Source organism: Streptomyces nogalater (genome assembly GCF_039532885.1).
Taxonomy (GTDB): Bacteria; Actinomycetota; Actinomycetes; order Streptomycetales; family Streptomycetaceae; genus Streptomyces; species Streptomyces nogalater.
In genome coordinates this window covers 82,451-102,176 of the sequence record NZ_BAAASM010000043.1, presented here as the reverse complement: position 1 = coordinate 102,176, position 19,726 = coordinate 82,451, and the positions used below count along the sequence as shown (strand labels likewise).

The following is a 19,726-nucleotide window of genomic DNA, read 5'->3' as shown; positions in this document are numbered from 1 at the left end:
GCAGTGAAGGATGACGTGCGAGATGGTGCTCAATGAATTCCACGCCCGGGTGGCCGAGGCACCGGATGCTGTCGCGGTGCAGGACGGTGACCTGAGACTCACCTACCGAAACCTTGCCGCGCACGCGTCCGCTCTGGCGACCGAGCTCACCGGGCGAGGGGTGGGCCAGGACAGCGTCGTGGCCGTCTACGCCGACCGGTCGGCGGAACTGGTGGTCGCCGAGCTGGCCGTCCTGCTCGCGGGCGGGGCCTACCTGCCGCTGGACCCGGCCCACCCGTCCGCGCGGATCCGCCAACTGCTCCAGGACTCCGGCGCCGTCGCGGTCCTCAGCACCGCGCCGCTGGTGTCCGGCGGGGCTCCGCTGGGCGACGACGTCCTGCTGGTCGATCTGACCGGGGACCCCTCCCCGGCGACCGCCTCGGCGCCGCCCGGCCCGAACGGCGACGCACTGGCCTACGTGATCTACACGTCGGGTTCCACCGGCCGGCCCAAGGGCGTCGCGGTGACCCACGCGAGTCTGGCCAACTTGATGCACTGGCACCACAAGACCTACGGCACACGGCCCCAGGACCGCTCGACCCTGCTGGCCAGCCCCGGATTCGACGTGTCCGTCCAGGACATCTGGTTCACCCTGACCGCCGGCGCCACGCTGGTGGTGCCGCCCGCCGAGGTGCGCACCTCGCCGTCCGCGCTCACCGCCTGGCTGGCCGACGAGCAGATCACCGTGACCTTCCTGCCCACCCCGCTGGCCGAGGCCGTCCTCGACGAGACCTGGCCCGCGCACACGGTGCTCCGGTACCTGCACACCGGTGGCTCGGCGATGCAGCGCGGCGTGCCCGACGGGCTGCCGTTCACCGTGATCAACCTCTACGGGCCGACCGAAGCCACGGTGAAGGTGACGGCCTGCGAGGTCCTGCCCAAGGGACCCGTGCCGCCGCCGATCGGCGTGCCCGTCGACGGCGTGCGCTGCTACGTGCTCGACGGGTTCGACCCGGTGCCCGACGGCGAGGTCGGCGAACTGTGCCTGGGCGGCGCGTGCGTGGCACGCGGTTACCTGCACGACCCGGCGAGCACCGCGGCGGCGTTCGTGCCCGATATCGGCGTCCCCGGACAGCGCATGTACCGCACGGGCGACAAGGTCCGCCGCCGCCCCGACGGGGTCTTCGAGTACATCGGCCGCTACGACGACCAGGCCAAGATCCGCGGGTTCCGGATCGAACCCGGCGAGGTGGCCACGGTCCTCAAGCAGCACCCCGGCGTCCGGGACGCCTTCGTGGTGGTCGAACACTCCGGCCGCCCGGACGCGCGTCTGGTCGCCTACGCGGTCACCGGCGTCCCCACGACCGAGTTGGTCGAGTTCGTCGCGGCCCGGCTGCCCGGCTACATGGTGCCGGCGGCGGTCGTCGTGCTGCCCGCGCTGCCGCTGACCCCCAACGGCAAGGTCGACCGCGCCGCGCTGCCCGCCCCCGACCGCACGGCGGCCGGCCTGGCCGACACCGCGGTCCCGCCCCGCACCCCGACCGAGGCCGCGCTGGCGAGGATCGTGGCCGGGCTGCTGGGTGGCACAGAAGTCGGCGTCCACGACGACTTCTTCGCCCTCGGCGGGAACTCGCTGCTCGTCGCGGGGCTCGCGGCCCGTATCACCGCGGAACTGCACACCGTGGTGAGCGTGCCCGAGCTGTTCGGCGCGCCCACCGTCGCCGACCTCGCGGCGGTCATCGACCAGCGGGCCGCCGCGACCGAGGACAACGGCGCCGAACCCGCCGCCCAGGCGATCGCGCCGACCGCGCCGCCGGTGCGCCGAGCCGACCGGAACCGGCCGGTCCCGCTGTCCCTGCCGCAGGAGAGGGTCTGGTTCTTCGAACAGCTCTCGCCCGGCAACCTGGCCTACAACTTCCAGGCCACGGTGTCCTTGCGGGGCGACGTGGACGTCGACGCCCTGCGCGCGGCGCTCGACGAGATCGTCCGCCGCCACGAGATCCTGCGCACCGCCTTCGTCTCCGTCGACGGGGTGGGCTACCAGCGCCCGCTCGCCGAGGCCAAGGCGCCGCTGCGGGTCCTCGACGTCCCGGCCGAACAGGCCGACGAGGTCGTCGCCGCGCACCTGCGCGAGCCGTTCGACCTGACCAAGCCGCCCCTGGCCCGCTGGGTCCTGCTGCGCCACGGCAACGGGCACAACACGTTCCTCCACGTGGAACACCACTTCGTCCACGACGGCTGGTCGCTGTCGGTGTTCCTGTCCGAGCTGCGAGCCCTCTACCCGGCCTTCGCCGCCGGGCAGCCCTCGCCGCTGCCCGAACTCGCCGTCCAGTACGCGGACTACGCCATCTGGCAGCGGGACTGGATGCGCGGCGACGTGCTGCGCGCGCACGTCGACCACTGGACCGCCCGCCTGGCCGGTGCCCCGCACACGCTGGAACTGCCCGCCGACCGGCCACGGCCGCCGGTGATGACCTTCTGCGGCCGGGCGCCGCGGATCAGGATCCCCGCCGAACTGGCCCGGCAGCTGCGCGCCTTCAGCCGCGAGAACCGGGTGTCGCTGTTCTCCACCATGTACGCCGGCTTCGCCGCGCTGCTGTACCGCTACACCGGACAGCGGGACATGCTCGTCGGGACCGGCGCGGCCAACCGGAACGTGCCCGAGCTGGAGCCGTTGCTCGGCATGCTCGTCAACACGCTGGTCATGCGCACCAAGGTGTCGGCCGACCAGCCGTTCAGCGACTTGCTGGCGCAGGTGCGCCAGAGCGTCGCCGAGACACTGGCCTGGTCGGACACCCCCGTCGACGCGGTGATCGACGCGATCGACCCGGTCCGCGACCCCTCGCGCACCCCGCTGTTCCAGGTCATGTTCAGCTTCCACGACTCCGCGGTGCCCGACATCGACTTCGGCGGGCTCTCCGGCAGGGTCACCGAACGCTCGAACAACTCGGCCAAGGCCGACCTCAACGTGATCGTGATCCCGCGGGCCGAGCAGCGCCTGGGCCGAGCGCCCCGCCCCGAGGACGACGACCTCGCCATGATCTGGGAGCACTCGGCCGACCTGTTCGACGAAGCCACCATGGAACGGATGGTCACGCACTACCTGACCCTGCTCGCCGACGCGGTGGCCCGGCCGCAGACGCGCGTGGGCACCCTGCGGCTGCTCCCGGACGAGGAGGCGGCCCAGCTCGACCGCTGGACGCACGGCCCCGCCGTGGCCGGCACCCGGCCGGTGACCGAGCTGATCGCACAGCAGGTGCGGACGCGACCGGACGCCGTCGCGGTGCGCTGGCCCGAGGGGCAGCTGAGCTACGGGCAGCTGTGGCAGCGGGCGGGCGCACTGGCCCGCCGGCTCCGCGCCTCCGGTATCACCGCCGAGGAACCGGTGGCGGTGTACGCCGATCGCTCCCCCGAACTCGTCGTCGGCGAACTCGCGGTGCTCATGGCCGGCGGATGCTACCTGCCCATGGACCCGGGCTACCCGGCCGAGCGCGTCGCCTTCATCCTGCAGGACGCCGGCGCGCGTACGATCCTCACCACGCCCCGGACACGGCCGCAGCTGCCGGCCTCCGCGCACGGCCTCCACGTCCTCGGCCTGGACACCGACACCGGCACCGACGCCGACGCCGAGCCGGTACACGCCGACCAGCTCACCCCGGAGCGGCTGGCCTACCTCATCTACACCTCGGGGTCCACCGGCCGGCCCAAGGGCGTCGCACTGGAACACCGGGGGCTCTCGAACCTGGTCGCCTGGCACACAGCCGAGTACGCGCTCGGTCCGGCGGACCGCACCACACTGTTCGCCAGCCCCGGCTTCGACGCGTCCACGTGGGAGATCTGGCCCACCCTCGCGGCCGGCGCCACCTTGCACGTCGTCCCGCCGCACCTGCGGGCCGCGCCGGCGGAACTGGTGCGCTGGCTCGCCGAGCAGCAGATCACCACGGCGTTCCTGCCCACCCCCGTCGCCGCGGCCGCACTGGACGAACCGTGGCCGGCCGAAACCGCCCTGCGGGCACTGCTGACCGGCGGCGACGTGCTGCCGGCGGCGCCCTGCGACGGCCTGCCGTTCCGGCTGTTCAACCACTACGGGCCGACGGAGAACACCGTGGTGGCGACAGCGGGCCTCGTCCCACCCGCCCCGGCGGGACCGCGCCCGCCCATCGGCAGGCCGATCAGCGGGGTCGACGCCCATGTGCTGGACGCCGAAGGACAGCCCGTGCCCATCGGTGTCCGCGGCGAGCTGTACCTCGGCGGCACGGCGGTGGCCCGCGGCTACGTCAACCGCCCCGAGCTCACCGAACAGAGCTTCCTCGCCGACCCCTTCACCGCCCGGCCCGGCGCACGCCTGTACCGCACCGGTGACCTGGTCCGCCGGCGCCCCGACGGCGAGCTGGAATTCCTGGGCCGCGCGGACGAACAGGTCAAGATCCGGGGCTTCCGGATCGAGCCCGGAGAAGTGGCGGCAACGCTCGGGGAACACCCGGACGTACGGGACGCCGTCGTCGTCTCCCGCGCGTCCACGGCCGGAGCCGAACCCTCGCTCACGGCGTACGCCTGCACCGACGGCCGCGGCGAAACCATTCCCGAGGACAAGCTGCTGGCGTTCCTGCGGGACCGGCTGCCCGTGTACATGGTCCCGGACAAGATCGTGCTGCTCCCCGCCCTGCCGCTCACCGAACACGGCAAGGTGGACCACGACGCGCTGGCCGCCCTGGCACCGAGCACCCCGGCCCGGCCCCGCACCCGGCAGGCGCCGCGGACACCGACGGAAGAACGCGTCGCCCGGCTCGCCTCTGCGCTGCTGCACGACCAGCCGGTGGGGCGCACGGACGACTTCTTCCGCGCCGGCGGCCACTCCCTGCTGGCGGCCCGGCTGGTGGCCCAGGTCAACGAGGCCTTCGGCGTCCAGGTCCCCATCTCCGCGTTCCTCCAGCATCCCACCGTGGCCGGCCTGGCGGACGCCGTGACCGCCGCCACGACAGGAGCGGCGACAGGCCCCGCCCCGATCACACCGCGCAGCCGCCGCACCGCCGTGCGGCCGGTGCCCGGGCCCGGCCGGCCCGGTGACGAGGAAGGCGAGTCGCTCCTGCGCGACACGCAGGAAACCGAGGTGCAGCAGTGAGCACGGTCATCGAACCGGAAGCCGGGGAAGAGAACGGCGCGGCTCCGCTGTCGTACGCGCAACAGCGCCTGTGGTTCCTCGACCAACTGCAGCCGGGCAGCTCGGTCTACAACGTCCCGCTCGGCTACGACATCACCGGCCCGCTGGACCACGGCGCGCTCGAACAGGCGCTGACCGAGGTCGTGCGGCGCCACGAGATCCTGCGGACCGCCTTCCGCTCCACCGGCGGCACCCCCCACCAGGTGGTCCTGCCGCCCGCCCCGGCCTCCATACCGGTCACCGACCTGACCGCGCCCGGCCGGACGCCGGACGAGGCGCCGCGGCTCGCGGACGAGGAAGCCGGCGCCCCGTTCGACCTGGTGGCCGGCCGGGTCATCCGCGCCCGCCTGCTGCGCCTGGGCGAACAGCGGCACCGTCTGCTGCTCACCGTGCACCACCTCGCCTGCGACGCCGCGTCGGTCGGCACCCTCGGCAGGGAACTCGAACTCCACTACCGGGCCGCCCTCACCGGCGAGGAATGCCGCGAGCCCGACCCGCCCATGCAGTACGCCGACTTCGCCGAGTGGCAGCACAGCACGCTGGCCGGACCCGAACTCGACCGGCTGCTGGCGTACTGGACGGACCGGCTGGCCGGCCTGCCCGCCCAGCACCTGCCCACCGATCACACCCGCCCACCGGTACAGAGCTACCGCGGCGCCGCGCTCACCTTCGAACTGCCGCCGGCCTCGGTCCAGCGGCTCGAAGAGCTGGGCAGGAGCGAAGGCGTCACGCTCTACAGCGTCCTGCTCGCCGCCTTCGCGGTACTGCTGCGGGCACACGCCGGCCAGGACGAAGTCGTCGTCGGCACACCGGTCTCCGGCCGGGAACGCCCCGAACTGGCCCGCCTCATCGGGTTCTTCACCAACACCCTGGTGCTCCGCTGCGACCTCACCCGCGGCCCGACGTTCCGTGAGCTGGTCCAGCGGCTGTGGACGGAAGTCAAGGGCGCGCTCGCCCACCAGGACCTGCCGTTCGAGAAACTCGTCGAAGAACTGCACCCCGACCGCGACCTGGCCCACAACCCGCTGTTCCAGGTGCTGTTCAGCTACCGGTACGAAGACGAGGGGACGGGGCTGCGCCTGCACGGCTGCCAGGTGCGGCCGGTGCTGGGCGACACCGGCGCGGCGAGGTTCGACCTCACCCTGAGCCTCACGCGGACCCCGGCCGGTGTGACCGGCCGCCTGGAGTACAGCACGGACCTGTTCGAAGCCACGACCGCCCAGCGGATCGCCGACCGGTACGTCAGCGTCGTCACCGCCGCCGCGCAGGCCCCCGACCGCCCCGTCGGCGAACTGGCGGTGCTGCCGGCCGCCGAGCTCGCCGCCCTGGCCGACTGGCAGACCGGCCCCCGGGCCGAGGCCCCCGACGCCCTGGTGCACCACCTGTTCGCGCGGCGGGCGGCGGCGACCCCCGACGCGGTCGCCGTGATCGCGGCCGACGCCACCTTGACCTACCGCGAGCTCGACGGGCTCGCCGACCGGCTAGCCACCCGGCTGCGCCGACTCGGCGTGGCACCGGACGAGCCGGTGGGCGTCCACCTCGGCCGCACATCCCTGCTGATGGTCACCCTGCTGGGGATCCTCAAGGCGGGCGCGGCCTACCTCCCGCTGGATCCCGACTACCCGCCCGACCGACTGGCGTTCATGGTCGGCGACGCCGGCGTGCGGCTGGTCGTCGCGGACTCCGGCTCCGCCGCGGCCGCGGACCGCCTCGGCGCCGCCCACGTCGTCGTCCCCGACCTGGCCGCGACACCGGACAGCCCTCCCGACAACCCGCTCCCGGCGGTCACCGCCGACAACCTGGCGTACGTGATCTACACGTCCGGCTCCACCGGACAGCCCAAGGGCGTCATGGTCACCCACCGCAACGTGGTCAACCTGTTCGCCGGGATGGACGACGTCTTCGGCGCCGACGAGCCCGGCACCTGGCTCGCGCTGACCAGCGTCTCCTTCGACATCTCCGTGGTCGAGCTGCTGTGGGCGCTGATCCACGGCCACCGGATCGTGCTGCGCCGCGAACCGCCCCTGCCGTCGGCGCCTGCCGCCGCGCGGTCGGCCGCGGTGGCCAAGGCCCGTGCCCGCCACATCGACTTCAGCCTGCTCTACTTCGGCAGCGACTGCGAAGCCGCCTCCGACGACCGCTACCGCCTGCTGCTCGACGGCGCGAGGTTCGCCGACCGCAACGGCTTCACCGCCGTGTGGACCCCCGAACGCCACTTCCACCAGTTCGGCGGGCTGTACCCGAACCCCTCGGTGACGGCGGCGGCCGTCGCCGCGGTCACCGAGCGCGTCCAAGTCCGCGCGGGCAGCGTGGTCATGCCGCTGCACGACCCACTGCGCGTGGCCGAGGAATGGTCCGCCGTGGACAACATCTCGGCCGGCCGGGTCGGCATCTCCCTGGCGTCCGGCTGGCACGCCAACGACTTCACGCTCGCACCCGACCGGTACGACAAGCGCAAGCAGCTGATGATGGACGGCCTCGCCGAGGTCCGCAAGCTGTGGCGCGGCGGGAAGGTGCCGCGGCGCAACGGCATCGGCGCCGAGGTCGAGGTCGGCGTCTTCCCCCGGCCCGTCCAGCCGGAGCTGCCGGTGTGGCTGACCAGCGCCAGGCACCCGGAAACCTTCCGGATGGCGGGCGAGGCCGGCACCGGGGTCCTCACCCACCTCCTCGGGCACAGCCTGGAGGAACTGGCCGAGAAGATCGCGCTGTACCGCAGGACCTGGCGCGAGCACGGGCACGGGCCCGGGGACGGCCACGTGGTGGTCATGGTCCACACGTTCGTCGGCCCGGACCTCGACGCGGTCCGCGAGCTGGTCCGGGAGCCGATGAGCCGGTACCTGGAGACCTCCTTCGACCTGATCTCCTCGCTCGGCATCACCACCCGGAGCGCCGAGGACTTCAAGGCGCTGCCCCCCGAGGAACTGCGGGAACTGATCGACCGGGCATTCGAACGGTTCTTCGCCACCGCCAGCCTGCTCGGCACACCGCAGGTCTGCGCCGACATGGTGGACCGGATGAAGGCCGCCGGCGTCGACGAGGTCGCCTGCCTGATCGACTTCGGTGTCGAGGAGAAGGCGGCACTCGACGCCCTGACCCACCTGGCCACCGTCAGGGAGATCAGCGACGAGCGCAGGAACGCGGCGCTGGCCAAGGCCGAGGAACCGATCGCCGAACAACTGCGCGAGCACGCGGTGACGCACCTGCAGTGCACGCCCTCGCTGGCCCGCGCTTTGCTGGCCGACCAGGACGCGCGCGACCGGCTGCGCGGGCTCGACCGGCTGCTGGTGGGCGGCGAAGCGCTCCCCGCCGACCTGGCCCGCGAACTCGCCGGCACCGTCGCGGGCACGGTCCACAACATGTACGGGCCGACCGAGGCCGCGGTCTGGGCGACGACGTCCCGGATCGCGCCCGGCGGCGGCCCGGTGACCATCGGACGGCCGCTGGCGAACGTACGGGCCTACGTGGTCGATCGCGACATGCGGCCGTGCCCGACGGGCGTACCCGGAGAACTGCTGCTCGGCGGGGACGGCGTGGTGCGAGGCTACTTCGACCGCGCCCGGGTGACCGCCGAACGCTTCCAGCCCGACCCGTTCGCCGGCCGGCCCGGCGCACGCCTCTACCGAACGGGCGACCTGGCCCGCTGGACGCCCGACGGCACACTCGAATTCCTCGGCCGGCTCGACGACCAGGTCAAGCTGCACGGCCACCGGATCGAACTCGGTGAGATCGAGACGACGCTCGCCGAACACCCCAAGGTCCGCTCGGCGGCCGCCGTCATCCGGGGCACCGGCGCGGAGCAACGGATCACCGGCTACTACGTTCCGGTGGCCGACCGGCCCGCGACCGCCACCGAACTGCGCGCCTTCCTCGCCACACGGCTGCCCGGCTACATGGTGCCGAGCGTCCTCCACCCCATCGACGCGATGCCGTTGACCCCGAACAAGAAGGTCGACCGCAGGGCGCTGCCCGACCTGTCGGACGCGCGGCCCGCGGGCACGACCGCGTACGCACCGCCGACGACCGCGACCGAACGGCTGGTCACCGACGTGTGGCGGGAGGTACTCGGCGTGGACCGGGTGGGCCTGGACGACAGCTTCTTCGAGCTCGGGGGGAACTCGCTGCTCGTGGTCGTGGCCAGGGCACGCCTGCTCGAACACCACGACAGCAAGCTGTCGTTGGTGGACATGTTCAGCTACCCGTCCGCACGCGCACTCGCCGAGGCCATCGACCGCAAGCCGGCCGAAGGGCCCGACGAGGCGGTCAGCGCGGGCGCCGCACGGGCGGCCGCCCGCCGCGTCGCCGGACAGGCCGCCGCACGCCGAGCGGGCAGGACGGGGGCGTGAGCGTGTCCGCGGACTTTTCGACAGGGCATCGAGCCGAGGGGGGCCTTGGGTGAGCACCGGGATGGAAGACGCAGTGGAGCCGATCGCGGTCGTGGGGCTCGCCGGCCGACTGCCGGGAGCCCCCACCATCGAGGCGTTCTGGCGCAACCAGCGCGACGGCGTCGAATCGGTCACCAGGTTCAGCACCCGGCAGCTGGTCGACGCCGGCTGGCCGAAGGAAATGATCACCCACCCCGACTACGTACCCGCCGCCGCGGTCATCGAGGACGCCGACCACTTCGACGCCGAGTTCTTCGGCTACACCGAGGAACAGGCGCGGATCAGCGACCCACAGCAGCGGATCTTCGCCGAATGCGTCTGGCACGCGCTGGAGGACACCGGGCACGACCCGTCGCGGTTCGACGGCTCCGTAGGCGTCTACGCCGGCTGCTTCGCCAACAAGTACCTGCCGCTGAACCTCCTGGCGAACGCGCGGTTCCGCGGATCGCTGTCGGCCTTCTCCGCCCGCCCCTACAACGACAAGGACTTCCTCGCGACCCGGGCGGCATACCTGTGCGACCTCCGCGGCCCCGCGATGACCGTGCAATCGGCGTGCTCCACCTCGCTCGTCGCCATCCACCTCGCCTGCCAGGCGCTGCTGGGCCACGAGTGCGACATGGCACTGGCGGGAGGAGTGGCCCTGCCCGTGCCGCTGATCGGCGGCTACCCCGTCGTCGCGGGCGGCATCTTCGCGCGTGACGGCCACTGCCGGCCCTTCGACGCCGCCTCCAGCGGAACCGTTCCCGGCTACGGCGTCACGGTCGTGGCACTGCGCAGGCTCAGCGACGCGCTCGCCGACAACGACCACATCCGCGCCCTCGTCATCGGCAGCGCGGTCAACAACGACGGCTCGGCGAAGTTCGGATTCAACGCGCCGAGCATGCAGGCACAGGCCGAGGTGATCGCCACCGCCCAGGCCGTCGCCGGCGTGGAGCCGGAGAGCATCGGCTACATCGAAGCCCACGGCACCGGCACCCCGCTCGGCGATCCGATCGAGGTGGCCGGCCTCACCAAGGCCTTCGACACCGGCGAACGCGGGTTCTGCGCGCTCGGCTCGACGAAGGCCAACATCGGCCACCTGGACGCCGCCGCGGGAGCGGCGGGTTTCGCCCGGGCGGTACTGGCCCTGGAACACGGCGAGATCCCGCCGAGCATCAACTTCGACGCGCCCAACCCGGCCCTGCTGCTGGACCGCACACCGTTCTACGTCCCGACCACCGCCCGCCCCTGGCCACGCGGCGCGACGCCGCGGCGCGCCGGAGTCAGCGCCTTCGCGGTCGGCGGTACCAACGCCCACCTGGTACTCCAGGAAGCACCGGCACCGCGGGCCACCGAGCCGGACGCACGCGACCGGCAGCTGCTCGTGCTGTCCGCCCGCAGCGGCAAGGCCCTGGCGGACGCCGCGAGCAGCCTCGCCGACCGCCTGGACCGCCAGGACGACCTCGACCTCGCCGACGTCGCCCACACCCTGCGGGCCGGCCGCCGCGCCTTCCCGCTCCGCCGGCACCTGGTGTGCCGCGACCGGGCGGAGGCGACAGCCGCCCTGCGGGCACTGGCACGGCCCGGCGCCGTGGACACCGCCGAGGACGCGGTGGCCCGCCAGGTGGTCTTCATGTTCCCCGGCAGCGCCTCCCACCGGCCGGACGCCGCCACGGCGATCCACCGCGCCGAACCGGTCTTCGCCCGGGAAGTGGACCGCTGCGCCGAACTGGCACGGCCACTGCTCGGCCACGACCTGCGCGCGTTGCTCTTCCCGTCCACCTGGGACGGCCCGCGGGCCGGGCACGACGACCCGCGCGGCGTGCCGGTCGCGGCCTTCGGTCTGCAGTGGGCCCTCGCACGGCTGTGGCAGTCGTGGGGAGTGCACCCCACCGCGATGATCGGCGAGGGCGACGGCGAGTACGTGGCGGCCTGCCTGGCCGGCGTGATCGACCTGGCGGACGCCATCGCCATCACGGCCGCCGGCGCCGAGGCCCGCTCCCACGCCCAGGCGGGCGCGGTGCCCGAGGCGTACGCGTCGGAGTTCGCCACCGAGGTGGCACGCCACGCGCTCAAACCGCCGCAGGTGCCGTACATCTGCGCGGCGACCGGAAGCTGGATGACCCCCCGGGACGCCACGGAGCCGGCCCACTGGGCCCGCCGCCTGCGCGAGGCGGCCCCCTTCGCCGACGGCCTGCGAGAACTGGCCGCCGAGGACGGCCGGATCCTGCTGGAGGTGGGGCCGGACAGCACACTGACCGAAGCCGTCGCCCGGCAGGAGACGGCGAAGCAGCTGACGGCGCTGCCGTCGCTGGCACCCGCGCACGGGGGCCGGTCCGGCCCGGCCGCGCTGCTCGACACCGTCGGCAGGCTCTGGCAGTCCGGCGTCGACATCGACTGGGACGCCTTCCGCGGCACATCGCGACCGCGGCGAGTGTCCCTGCCGGGCTACCCGTTCCAGCGCAGCCGCTACTGGATCGGCCCGGACTCCGGCAGTTACGCACCACTGGGTTTGGAGGAGGCGTCATGGACGAGCCACTCGTCGCCATCGTAGGCGCGGGCGTCATGGGCACCGGGATCTCGACGCTCGTCGTCGGACACGGACTGCCCGTCGTACTGGTGGACATCGACGAAGGCGTGCTGGGGCGCGCCGCCGCCGCGATCGCCGACGGCCTGCGGCACGCGACGCTGACGGGCGCGCTGCCGGCCGGGCGCGCCCCGGCGCGACTGCGCACCACGGTGTCGCTGGACGAGGTCGCCGACGCCGCGGTGGTCATCGAGGCGGTCACCGAACTGCCCGACAGGAAAGCGGACGTCCTCGCCGGCATATCGGCGCTGGTCCGCCCCGGAACCCCCCTGATCTCCAACACCTCCGGCATACCCATCGACGAAATGGCCGCGTGGGTGAAAAGCCCGGGCGACCTCATCGGAACCCACTTCATGAACCCCGCGTACCTGATCTCGATGGTCGAGGTGATCCGCGGCCCGCGGACCGCGGACCGGACCGTCGAGTCGGTGCTCTCGCTGCTGACCCGGATCGGCCGGCGCGCGGTGGTGGTCCGGGACGCCCCCGGGTTCGTGACCAGCCGGCTCCTGCACCCGATGATCAACGACGCGGCGCGGGTGGTCGGCGCCGGCACCGCCACCGTCGAGGACGTGGACACCCTGATGCAGGGCTGTCTCGGGCATCCGACGGGCCCGCTGCGCACCGCGGACCTGATCGGCATCGACAACCTCGTCGACGCTCTTCAGGCGCTGTACGCCCGGACCGGTGACGAGCGGTGCCGTCCCAGCGAACTTCTTCTCGAAAAGGTCCGGCTAGGCGAACTCGGCCGCAAGAGCGGCCGCGGCTTCTACAACTACAGTGAGGCACAGTCATGACACCGGAACAGCAGACCGGCAAGGCGCCCTTCGACGTGGACGCCGTCGTCGACGAGATCACCAGGTTCGTGGCCGAGCAGACCCGCACCAAGCCCGGGGCCGACCAGGACCTCTTCGTCACCGGGGTCGCCAACTCCATGTTCGCCATGCAGCTGGTCGTGTTCCTGGAGCAGACCTACTCCGTGACGGTCGCCGGGCCGGACTTGCAGCTGACCAACTTCCGCACGGTCGAGAGCATGGCCGCGCTCGTCGGCCGGCTCCGGGCAGAGTCTGCCGCAGACAGCGATGTCTGAGGCACCCTGCCCCGGGAGCGAGGACATCTGGCGTCTCGTCGAGGAGAACGCCGGCGCATGGGACATCGCCGGGGAGATCCCCCGGACCGTCCTGAGCCGGCTCGGCGCCGCCGGCGTACTCTGCGCCGAAGTGCACAAGCGGTACGGCGGACTCGGCCTGGGCAGCCAGGAGAGCGGGACGCTCACCGCCCGCGCCGGGAGCCTGTGCAGTTCGGTGCGCAGTGTGATGACCTCGCAGGGCATGGCGGCGTGGACCGTGCAACGCCTCGGCACTGCCGACCAGCGGGCCGTGTTCCTGCCGCAACTGACCAGCGGCCGGCTCGCGGCCGTCGCCTTCAGCGAGCCGGACGCCGGCAGCGACCTCGGCGCGATGACCACCGAGCTGCGTTTCGCCGGTGACGCGGTGATCGTGGACGGCAGCAAGACGTGGATCACCGCCGCGGCCTATGCCGACCTGATCGTCGTCATCGGGAAAGCGGGCGACAACGCGGCAGCGGTCGTCGTGCCCACGAACGCCGAGGGCGTCACGATCGAGAGGGTCCCGCACCCGATGGGCTGCCGTGCGGCGGGCCACGCGCGGGTGCGGCTGGACGGCGTACGCCTGCCGGCCGCCAACGTCCTCGGCGGCACCGGACTGTCGCTGCCGTTCCTGGTGACGACCGCCCTGGCCTACGGCCGGATGTCGGTGGCCTGGGGCTGTGTGGGCATCCTGCGCGGCTGCCTCGGCGCGGTGACCGAGCACGCGAGATCGCGGCGGCAGTTCGGCAAACCGATCGCGGAGCACCAGCTGGTCTCCCGCAGGATCGCCGAGCTCTACGCCGCCGAGCAGGTCGCCACCGCGGTGTGCCGGCACGCCGGCGATTGCTGGGAGTCGGGTTCGCCGGACCTCGTGATCGCCACCGTCCTCGCCAAGCACGTCAGCGCGACCCAGGCCGTGCAGGCGAGCGCGTCGGCCCTGCAGATCATGGCCTCGGCGGGCGCATCGGACGGCCACGTGGTCGCCCGCGCCTACCGGGACGCCAAGCTGATGGAGATCATCGAGGGCAGCAGCGAGATATGCCAGCTCGAACTCGCCAGGCACGCCGTGGCGAGCGGGAACGGCACGGCGCGGCAGGAGGAGGCCCAGTGAGCGGATCATTGCCACCGAACGAACCGATCACCACCGTGAAATGTGTCGTCTGGGACCTGGACAACACACTGTGGAAAGGCACCCTCCTTGAGGGCGACGACGTGGCCGTCGACGACCAGGTCTACGAGACCATCGTGGGCCTCGACTCCCGCGGCATCCTGCAGGCCGTCGCCAGCAAGAACGACCACGGACCCGCCTGGCGGCGCCTGGAGGACCTCGGCATCGCCGAGTACTTCGTGCTCGCCAGGATCGGGTGGGGCCCGAAGTCGGCGTCGGTCCGGGAGATCGCCGACGAGCTGAAGTTCGCCCACCACACGATCGCCTTCGTCGACGACCAGCCGGCCGAACGCGCCGAGGTGGCGTTCCACCTGCCGCAGGTGCGCTGCTACCCGGCCGAGTCGGCGCCCGAACTGCTGGCGCTGCCCGAGTTCACCCCGGCGACGGTGACCGTCGACTCGCGCCGCCGCCGCGAGATGTACCAGGCGAACGCGCGGCGCCAGGCCGAGCAGGAGTCGTTCGAGGGGCCGTCGGAGGAGTTCCTGCGCTCGCTGGACCTCGCGATGGACATCCGCCGGGCCACCGCCGACGACCTGTCCCGGATGGAAGAACTGACACTGCGCACCAGCCAGATGAACGCGACCGGTGTCCACTACTCCGACGCCGATCTGCGCGCGTTGCTGGACGACGCACGCCACGAGGTCCTCGCGGTGACGATGAGCGACCGCTTCGGGTCGCACGGAGCGGTCGGAGTCGCGCTCGTGGAGACCGGGGCGGCGGTGTGGCACCTGAAGCTCCTGGCCACCTCGTGCCGGGTCGTCTCGTACGGCGCCGGCGCCACCGTGCTGAACTGGCTGATCAGCGAGGCGGCGACGGCCGGCGCCCATCTGGCCGCGGACTTCCGGCCGACCGAACGCAACCGGATCATGGAAGTCGCCTACCGGTTCACCGGGTTCACCGACGAGCTGTGTGCCTGCCTTGCCGAACTGCCGCCGCCGGGCGACGGGCGGACGCAACGACTGCACATCACACCGGCACCCAGGCCGGTGCCCTGCACGATACGTCTCACCACCGTCCCCCTGGCCACGACCTGACGCCGGAGCACGACAGGGTCACCCCATCCCCCACCGGATCACGGTCTTCGCCGCGCGCAGAGTCCTCCGACATACCGTCGGAGGACTCTGTCGCGTTCGCCGGATCGCGTGCGGGAGTTCGGCCGTGAACGGGGCGGCGGCGGGCACCATGTGCCCACCGCCGCCCCGTTCACGGCCTGGCAGTCACCTCTTGCGGGCGAGGGTGATCCCGTCGGCCATCGTGAGCATCGAGACATCCACGCGCGGATCGTCGCGCAGCGACGCGTTGAGCGCCCGGACCGCGGCGGTGTCCGGGTCGTGGCTGTCCGGGTCGACCACTCGGCCGAAGAAGAGCGTGTTGTCGATGACCACCAGCCCCTTCGGCCGTACGAGGTGGAGCGCGGCCTCGTAGTACGCCCCGTAGTTGGCCTTGTCCGCGTCGATGAACACCAGGTCGAAACTGCCGCCGCCCTGCTCGTCGGCGAGGGCGGCGAGCGTCCGCGTCGCGTCACCGATGCGGACGTCTATGCGGTCGGCGACCCCGGCGCGCTGCCAGTACGCGGCGCCGATCGCCGGCCAGCGCCCGTTGAGGTCGAGGGTGACCACCGTGCCGCCCGGTGGCAGCGCACGTGCCATGCACAGCGTGCTGTAGCCGGTGAAGGTGCCGATCTCCAGCACCGATCCGGCACCGGACAGGCCGACGAGGAGCGCCAGCAGCTGGCCTTCCTCGGCCATGACCTGCATGGCCGAGCCGCCCGGCAGCCCCGCGGTCTCCTCTCTGAGTCCGGCCAGGATGGGGTCCTCCCGCAGGGACACGGCGCGGACGTACTCGCGGATCTCCGGTGTCGCCACGATCTGGTCTGCCATGCCGGGCTCACCGCCGCCTGGCGGTGCAGGAGAACGACAGCGGGATCGGGTCGCCCGGGATCCGCCAGTTGTGGTCTCCGTCGGGCTCCATCAACGGCAGCCGCTGCCGCGCGTCGTAGGGGACCTCGCGGACGCGCTCGATGGTCAGGCCGGCGCCGATGAGTGCGTTCAGCACCTCCTCCACGCTCCACCGCCAGCCGTACAGGCTGTGCTTCTCCACCTCCACCTCGTCGTCGATCCGGTCGGCGTAGGTCCTGGACATCTCGTGGTGCACCTGCCGGGACTGGAACAGGGAGCGGGCCACCCGCAGTTCCCCGCCGACATCGCTGAAGAGGGTGAGCATCGGGTGGATCTCCACGACCGTGAGGGTGCCGCCCGGCTTGACGTACCGCGCCGCCACCTTGGCCCAGCCGGTGATGTCGGGCAGGAACGAGAGGGTGCCGTATCCGGTGAACACCATGTCGAACTCACCGTCGAGCACCTTCGGCAGGTCGTAGAGGTTCGCCTGGACGAAGCTCGCGTCCAGATCGAGCTCCCCGGCGAGCTCGCGGGCGATGTCGATCGCCTCGTCCGAGATGTCGGTGCCGGTGACCCGCGCGCCCATGCGGGCGAGCGAGAGCGAGTTGACGCCTATGTGGCACTGCAGTTCCAGCAGGGACCGGTCGCGGACGTCGCCCAGCTCCTCCTGTTCCAGCCTGCGCAGCATGTTGTACCCCTGCTTGAACTTCTCGACGTCGTAGTACGAGGACTGCATGTGCGCCCGTGCTCGCAGATTGAAGCCCTCTCTGTTGGCCGATATCTTGTCGAGGTCGCTCATGGAGGTCATCGCTGTTTCCCTTCGGCGGGTACGGGCGGTTCAAAGCGGTCGGCGACGATCAGCGGGGCCAGATCGCGGCGGCTGGTCACTCCGAGCTTCTGGTAGGCACGGCCCAGGTGGTTGTCGACGGTTCGGGCGGACAGTCCCAGCCGGTGTCCGATGGCGGGGCTGGTGAATCCGTTGGCGGCCAGCAGCGCGACGTCCCGCTCGCGGCTGGTGAGGTCGACCAGCGGGGTGGTGAGCTGTAACAGCGGGGTGGTCGCGGTCGGACACGCGATCGTGCTGGAGGGCGTGGAGGTGTGCCGTAGTGCGGCCGCGGCGGTGGCGGTCTCCGCGGCGAGCAGGTCCATCCCGAGTTCGTTGAACCTCGCCGTGGCGACGTCCAGGCCCGCGGGATCGGAGCGGGCCAACGCGGCCGCGGCACCGGCCATGGCCGGCACGACCGGCCCCGGCACCAGGCCGGTGAGCGCGGCGAGGCGGTGCCGTACGGCGTGCGGACTGCCCAGACGGGCCACGTCGTAGCTGGCCGTCGCTTCGACGGCGTACTGGCCCAGGGCCCTGGCGGTGTCGGCCGCGGACAGTGCCTGCCTGGCGGCGAGAGTGGTGTTTCCGTCGGCCGCCGTGATCCACGCCTGGCTCAGGGTCGACCACGGGAGGTACGGGCGGCTCTCGGAGGCCCGGTCGGCGGGCTGCCGGGGCTGTCGCGGGCCGGCCTCGTCGCCGGACACGGCGAGCTCGGCCGGGCCCGGCGCCAGCACGAGACGCGAGTTGCCGCCGTCGAACAGGCGCGAAGCGGTCTCCGCGTCGGCGATGGCGGTGGCCACGTTGGCGACCTGGCCGCGCAGCGCCAGCCAGCCGTCGGCCGCTGCCGAGTTCCCGGCGGCCACCTCGTCGCGGTACCCGTTCGCCGCTCTCCGGGACGCGTGCCGCACCTGGCCGGCCATCAGCAGGGTGAAGCAGTGCGCGTAGCCGATCTCGGCGAACCAGGGCCGCCCCGGGCCGGGCCGGTCGACGGCCGGCGATGTCCGGTCGTACCAGTGGGCCGGGCTGGCCGCGACGACCACGGTGGTCACCGCCGGCCGTATCGCCCCGTCGGGCACGTGCCGGTCGCGCAGCACCTTCTCGTATGCGGCCGGTGCCGCGCGGGTGCAGCCGTCCAGCATCAACAGCAGCAGGCCGAGCCCGGGTGCCTCGGGTACCGGGCCGCCGGCGTGATCCGGCTCCAGGTGCGCTGCCTCGACGCTGCCCGCCGCCCAGCAGGGTAGGGCGGCCGCGGTCACGGCCCAGTGGGTGCAGCGCTCCGTCGGGGCCGTGGCCGGTGGCCGGCGGGGCGGCGGATCGGCCACCGCGACGGAGCCCAACGTCACGGAACCTAATCGGTAATCGGCCGGTTCGTTCGCTGGAGACGTGTCGGCGGCGCTGTTGCCGACGACCATGACGCCGGCTCTGGCCGTCGGTCTGACCTTGGCAAGTGACTGCACAACAAATAACCCCCCGAGTCGTGAAAGGAGACCCTTCGTGCTGAGCCCACTGTCCGGAATCGGACCGTGCGTGCGTGCAGGACGTACCGCCCCGCCCGGTCGTCCGGGCGGAACGCGGTGACGTCACCCTCGTGGCGGCGTCCTGAATCGCTCCCTGAAGATGCGCATGCGACGCGGGACGCCCGAACCGCGCCTGTTGTTCGCTCAGTCCTGCCGTGCCGCCGGGGTCCCCACCCCATCCCCGGTCGCACGACCGTGGCCCACGGGACGCGTCCTAGACGGTGATCGCCTTCTCGACGGGAGTCCCGCCGCCGACCACCACGTAGATGCGGCCGGCGGTGTCGGGCCGGTCGATGAGCGCCACGAGTACGGCGGCGACGTCCTCCCTGGCGACTTGGTCGAACCTGGCGCGCTTGGGCCCGACCCTGTTCCCGACGGTGAGTTCGACGGTGCCGTCGCCGTCGCCGTCGGTGAGCACGCCGGGCCGCAGTACCGTCCAGTCGAGCTCGGTCCGGGCGAAGATGTGCTGTTCGGCGGCGTGCTTGGCCCGCAGGTAGACGGAGTACCCCTCACCGATGCCGCGCTCGTCGGCACAGCCCACGTTGATGGAGCTGACGTGCAGGAACCGTCGTACATCCGCCTGTTCCGCCGCGTCCATGACGAGTACGACAGCGGCCCGGTCCATCTTGTCGCGTCGTGCGGCGGTGGCGCTGTTGCCCGAGCCGGCCGAGAAGACGACGGCGTCCGCGCCGGCCAGGACGGCGGCCACCTCGTCCACCGTCGCGCGCTCAAGGTCGAGCACGACGGCCTCGCCGCCCACCTTCCCGATGTCGTCGACGTGGCGGGGGTTGCGCACGATGCCCACGACGGAATCGCCGCGTTCGGCCAGGCGCCGGGTCAACCGCAGGGCGACCTTGCCGTGGCCGCCGGCGATGACAATCTTCATTCGATACCCTTTTCCGGAATGGGAACGTCGGGTTTCCCCGGATGCGATGCCGCGGGCGAGCAGAACTGCCCCGTCAAACGTGTGCCGTGCCGCATGATCAGTGCTGGAGACTTACCCGGCCCGTTCATTGACGTGCGATTTCCGGCAGCATCCGACAAGCAACTGATGGCTTCGTCCTGCCGGCCGCCATGGCGACTCCGGGGGCGTCACTCGAATGGCTAATGAGTGAAGCACCGCTCGC

Annotated in this window: 11 protein-coding genes; 7 read left to right on the top strand and 4 right to left on the bottom strand. The window is 72.3% G+C overall.

All coding sequences use genetic code 11. The annotated features are described in order from the left end of the window. Positions 1-22: 22 nt before the first annotated feature. The 7 genes from ABD350_RS27425 (at position 23) to ABD350_RS27395 (ending at position 15,395) form a co-directional block, all read left to right on the top strand. The gene (locus tag ABD350_RS27425; RefSeq protein ID WP_344351190.1) at positions 23-5,101 is read left to right on the top strand and encodes an amino acid adenylation domain-containing protein; all 5,079 of its coding nucleotides are present in this window, start codon (positions 23-25) and stop codon (positions 5,099-5,101) included. Continuing rightward, positions 5,098-9,483: a MupA/Atu3671 family FMN-dependent luciferase-like monooxygenase gene (locus tag ABD350_RS27420; RefSeq protein ID WP_344351188.1), complete on the top strand. Its 4,386-nt coding sequence runs from the start codon at positions 5,098-5,100 to the stop codon at positions 9,481-9,483. Before ABD350_RS27425 ends, ABD350_RS27420 begins: the two co-directional genes overlap by 4 nt. Positions 9,484-9,544: 61 nt before the next feature. Then, positions 9,545-12,055: a type I polyketide synthase gene (locus ABD350_RS27415; protein ID WP_344351185.1), complete on the top strand. Its 2,511-nt coding sequence runs from the start codon at positions 9,545-9,547 to the stop codon at positions 12,053-12,055. Next, entirely contained in the window at positions 12,028-12,882 is an 855-nt protein-coding gene (locus tag ABD350_RS27410) for a 3-hydroxyacyl-CoA dehydrogenase family protein (protein WP_344351182.1), read from the top strand. Before ABD350_RS27415 ends, ABD350_RS27410 begins: the two co-directional genes overlap by 28 nt. Further along, positions 12,879-13,175, top strand: a complete 297-nt coding sequence (locus tag ABD350_RS27405; RefSeq protein ID WP_344351179.1) for an acyl carrier protein — start codon at positions 12,879-12,881, stop codon at positions 13,173-13,175. The genes ABD350_RS27410 and ABD350_RS27405 overlap by 4 nt, the downstream gene beginning before the upstream one ends. Beyond that, positions 13,168-14,304 carry an acyl-CoA dehydrogenase family protein gene (locus tag ABD350_RS27400; protein ID WP_344351176.1) on the top strand — a complete coding sequence of 379 codons (1,137 nt, stop codon included), beginning with the start codon at positions 13,168-13,170 and terminating at the stop codon, positions 14,302-14,304. The genes ABD350_RS27405 and ABD350_RS27400 overlap by 8 nt, the downstream gene beginning before the upstream one ends. After that, positions 14,301-15,395, top strand: coding sequence for an HAD-IIIC family phosphatase (locus ABD350_RS27395; RefSeq protein ID WP_344351173.1), 1,095 nt, complete (start codon positions 14,301-14,303; stop codon positions 15,393-15,395). The genes ABD350_RS27400 and ABD350_RS27395 overlap by 4 nt, the downstream gene beginning before the upstream one ends. A 183-nt stretch (positions 15,396-15,578) precedes the next feature. Here ABD350_RS27395 and ABD350_RS27390 read toward each other — a convergent pair whose 3' ends face one another. The 4 genes from ABD350_RS27390 to ABD350_RS27375 all read right to left on the bottom strand — a co-directional run bounded on the left by ABD350_RS27390 (position 15,579) and on the right by ABD350_RS27375 (position 19,485). After that, positions 15,579-16,241, bottom strand: coding sequence for an O-methyltransferase (locus ABD350_RS27390; RefSeq protein WP_344351170.1), 663 nt, complete (start codon positions 16,239-16,241; stop codon positions 15,579-15,581). Positions 16,242-16,248: 7 nt separating this feature from the next. Next, positions 16,249-17,067 carry a class I SAM-dependent methyltransferase gene (locus ABD350_RS27385; protein WP_344351167.1) on the bottom strand — a complete coding sequence of 273 codons (819 nt, stop codon included), beginning with the start codon at positions 17,065-17,067 and terminating at the stop codon, positions 16,249-16,251. After that, positions 17,064-18,425, bottom strand: a complete 1,362-nt coding sequence (locus ABD350_RS27380) for a helix-turn-helix domain-containing protein (protein ID WP_344351165.1) — start codon at positions 18,423-18,425, stop codon at positions 17,064-17,066. Before ABD350_RS27380 ends, ABD350_RS27385 begins: the two co-directional genes overlap by 4 nt. A gap of 388 nt (positions 18,426-18,813) precedes the next feature. After that, positions 18,814-19,485, bottom strand: coding sequence for an SDR family oxidoreductase (locus ABD350_RS27375; protein WP_344351163.1), 672 nt, complete (start codon positions 19,483-19,485; stop codon positions 18,814-18,816). Positions 19,486-19,726: the final 241 nt, after the last annotated feature.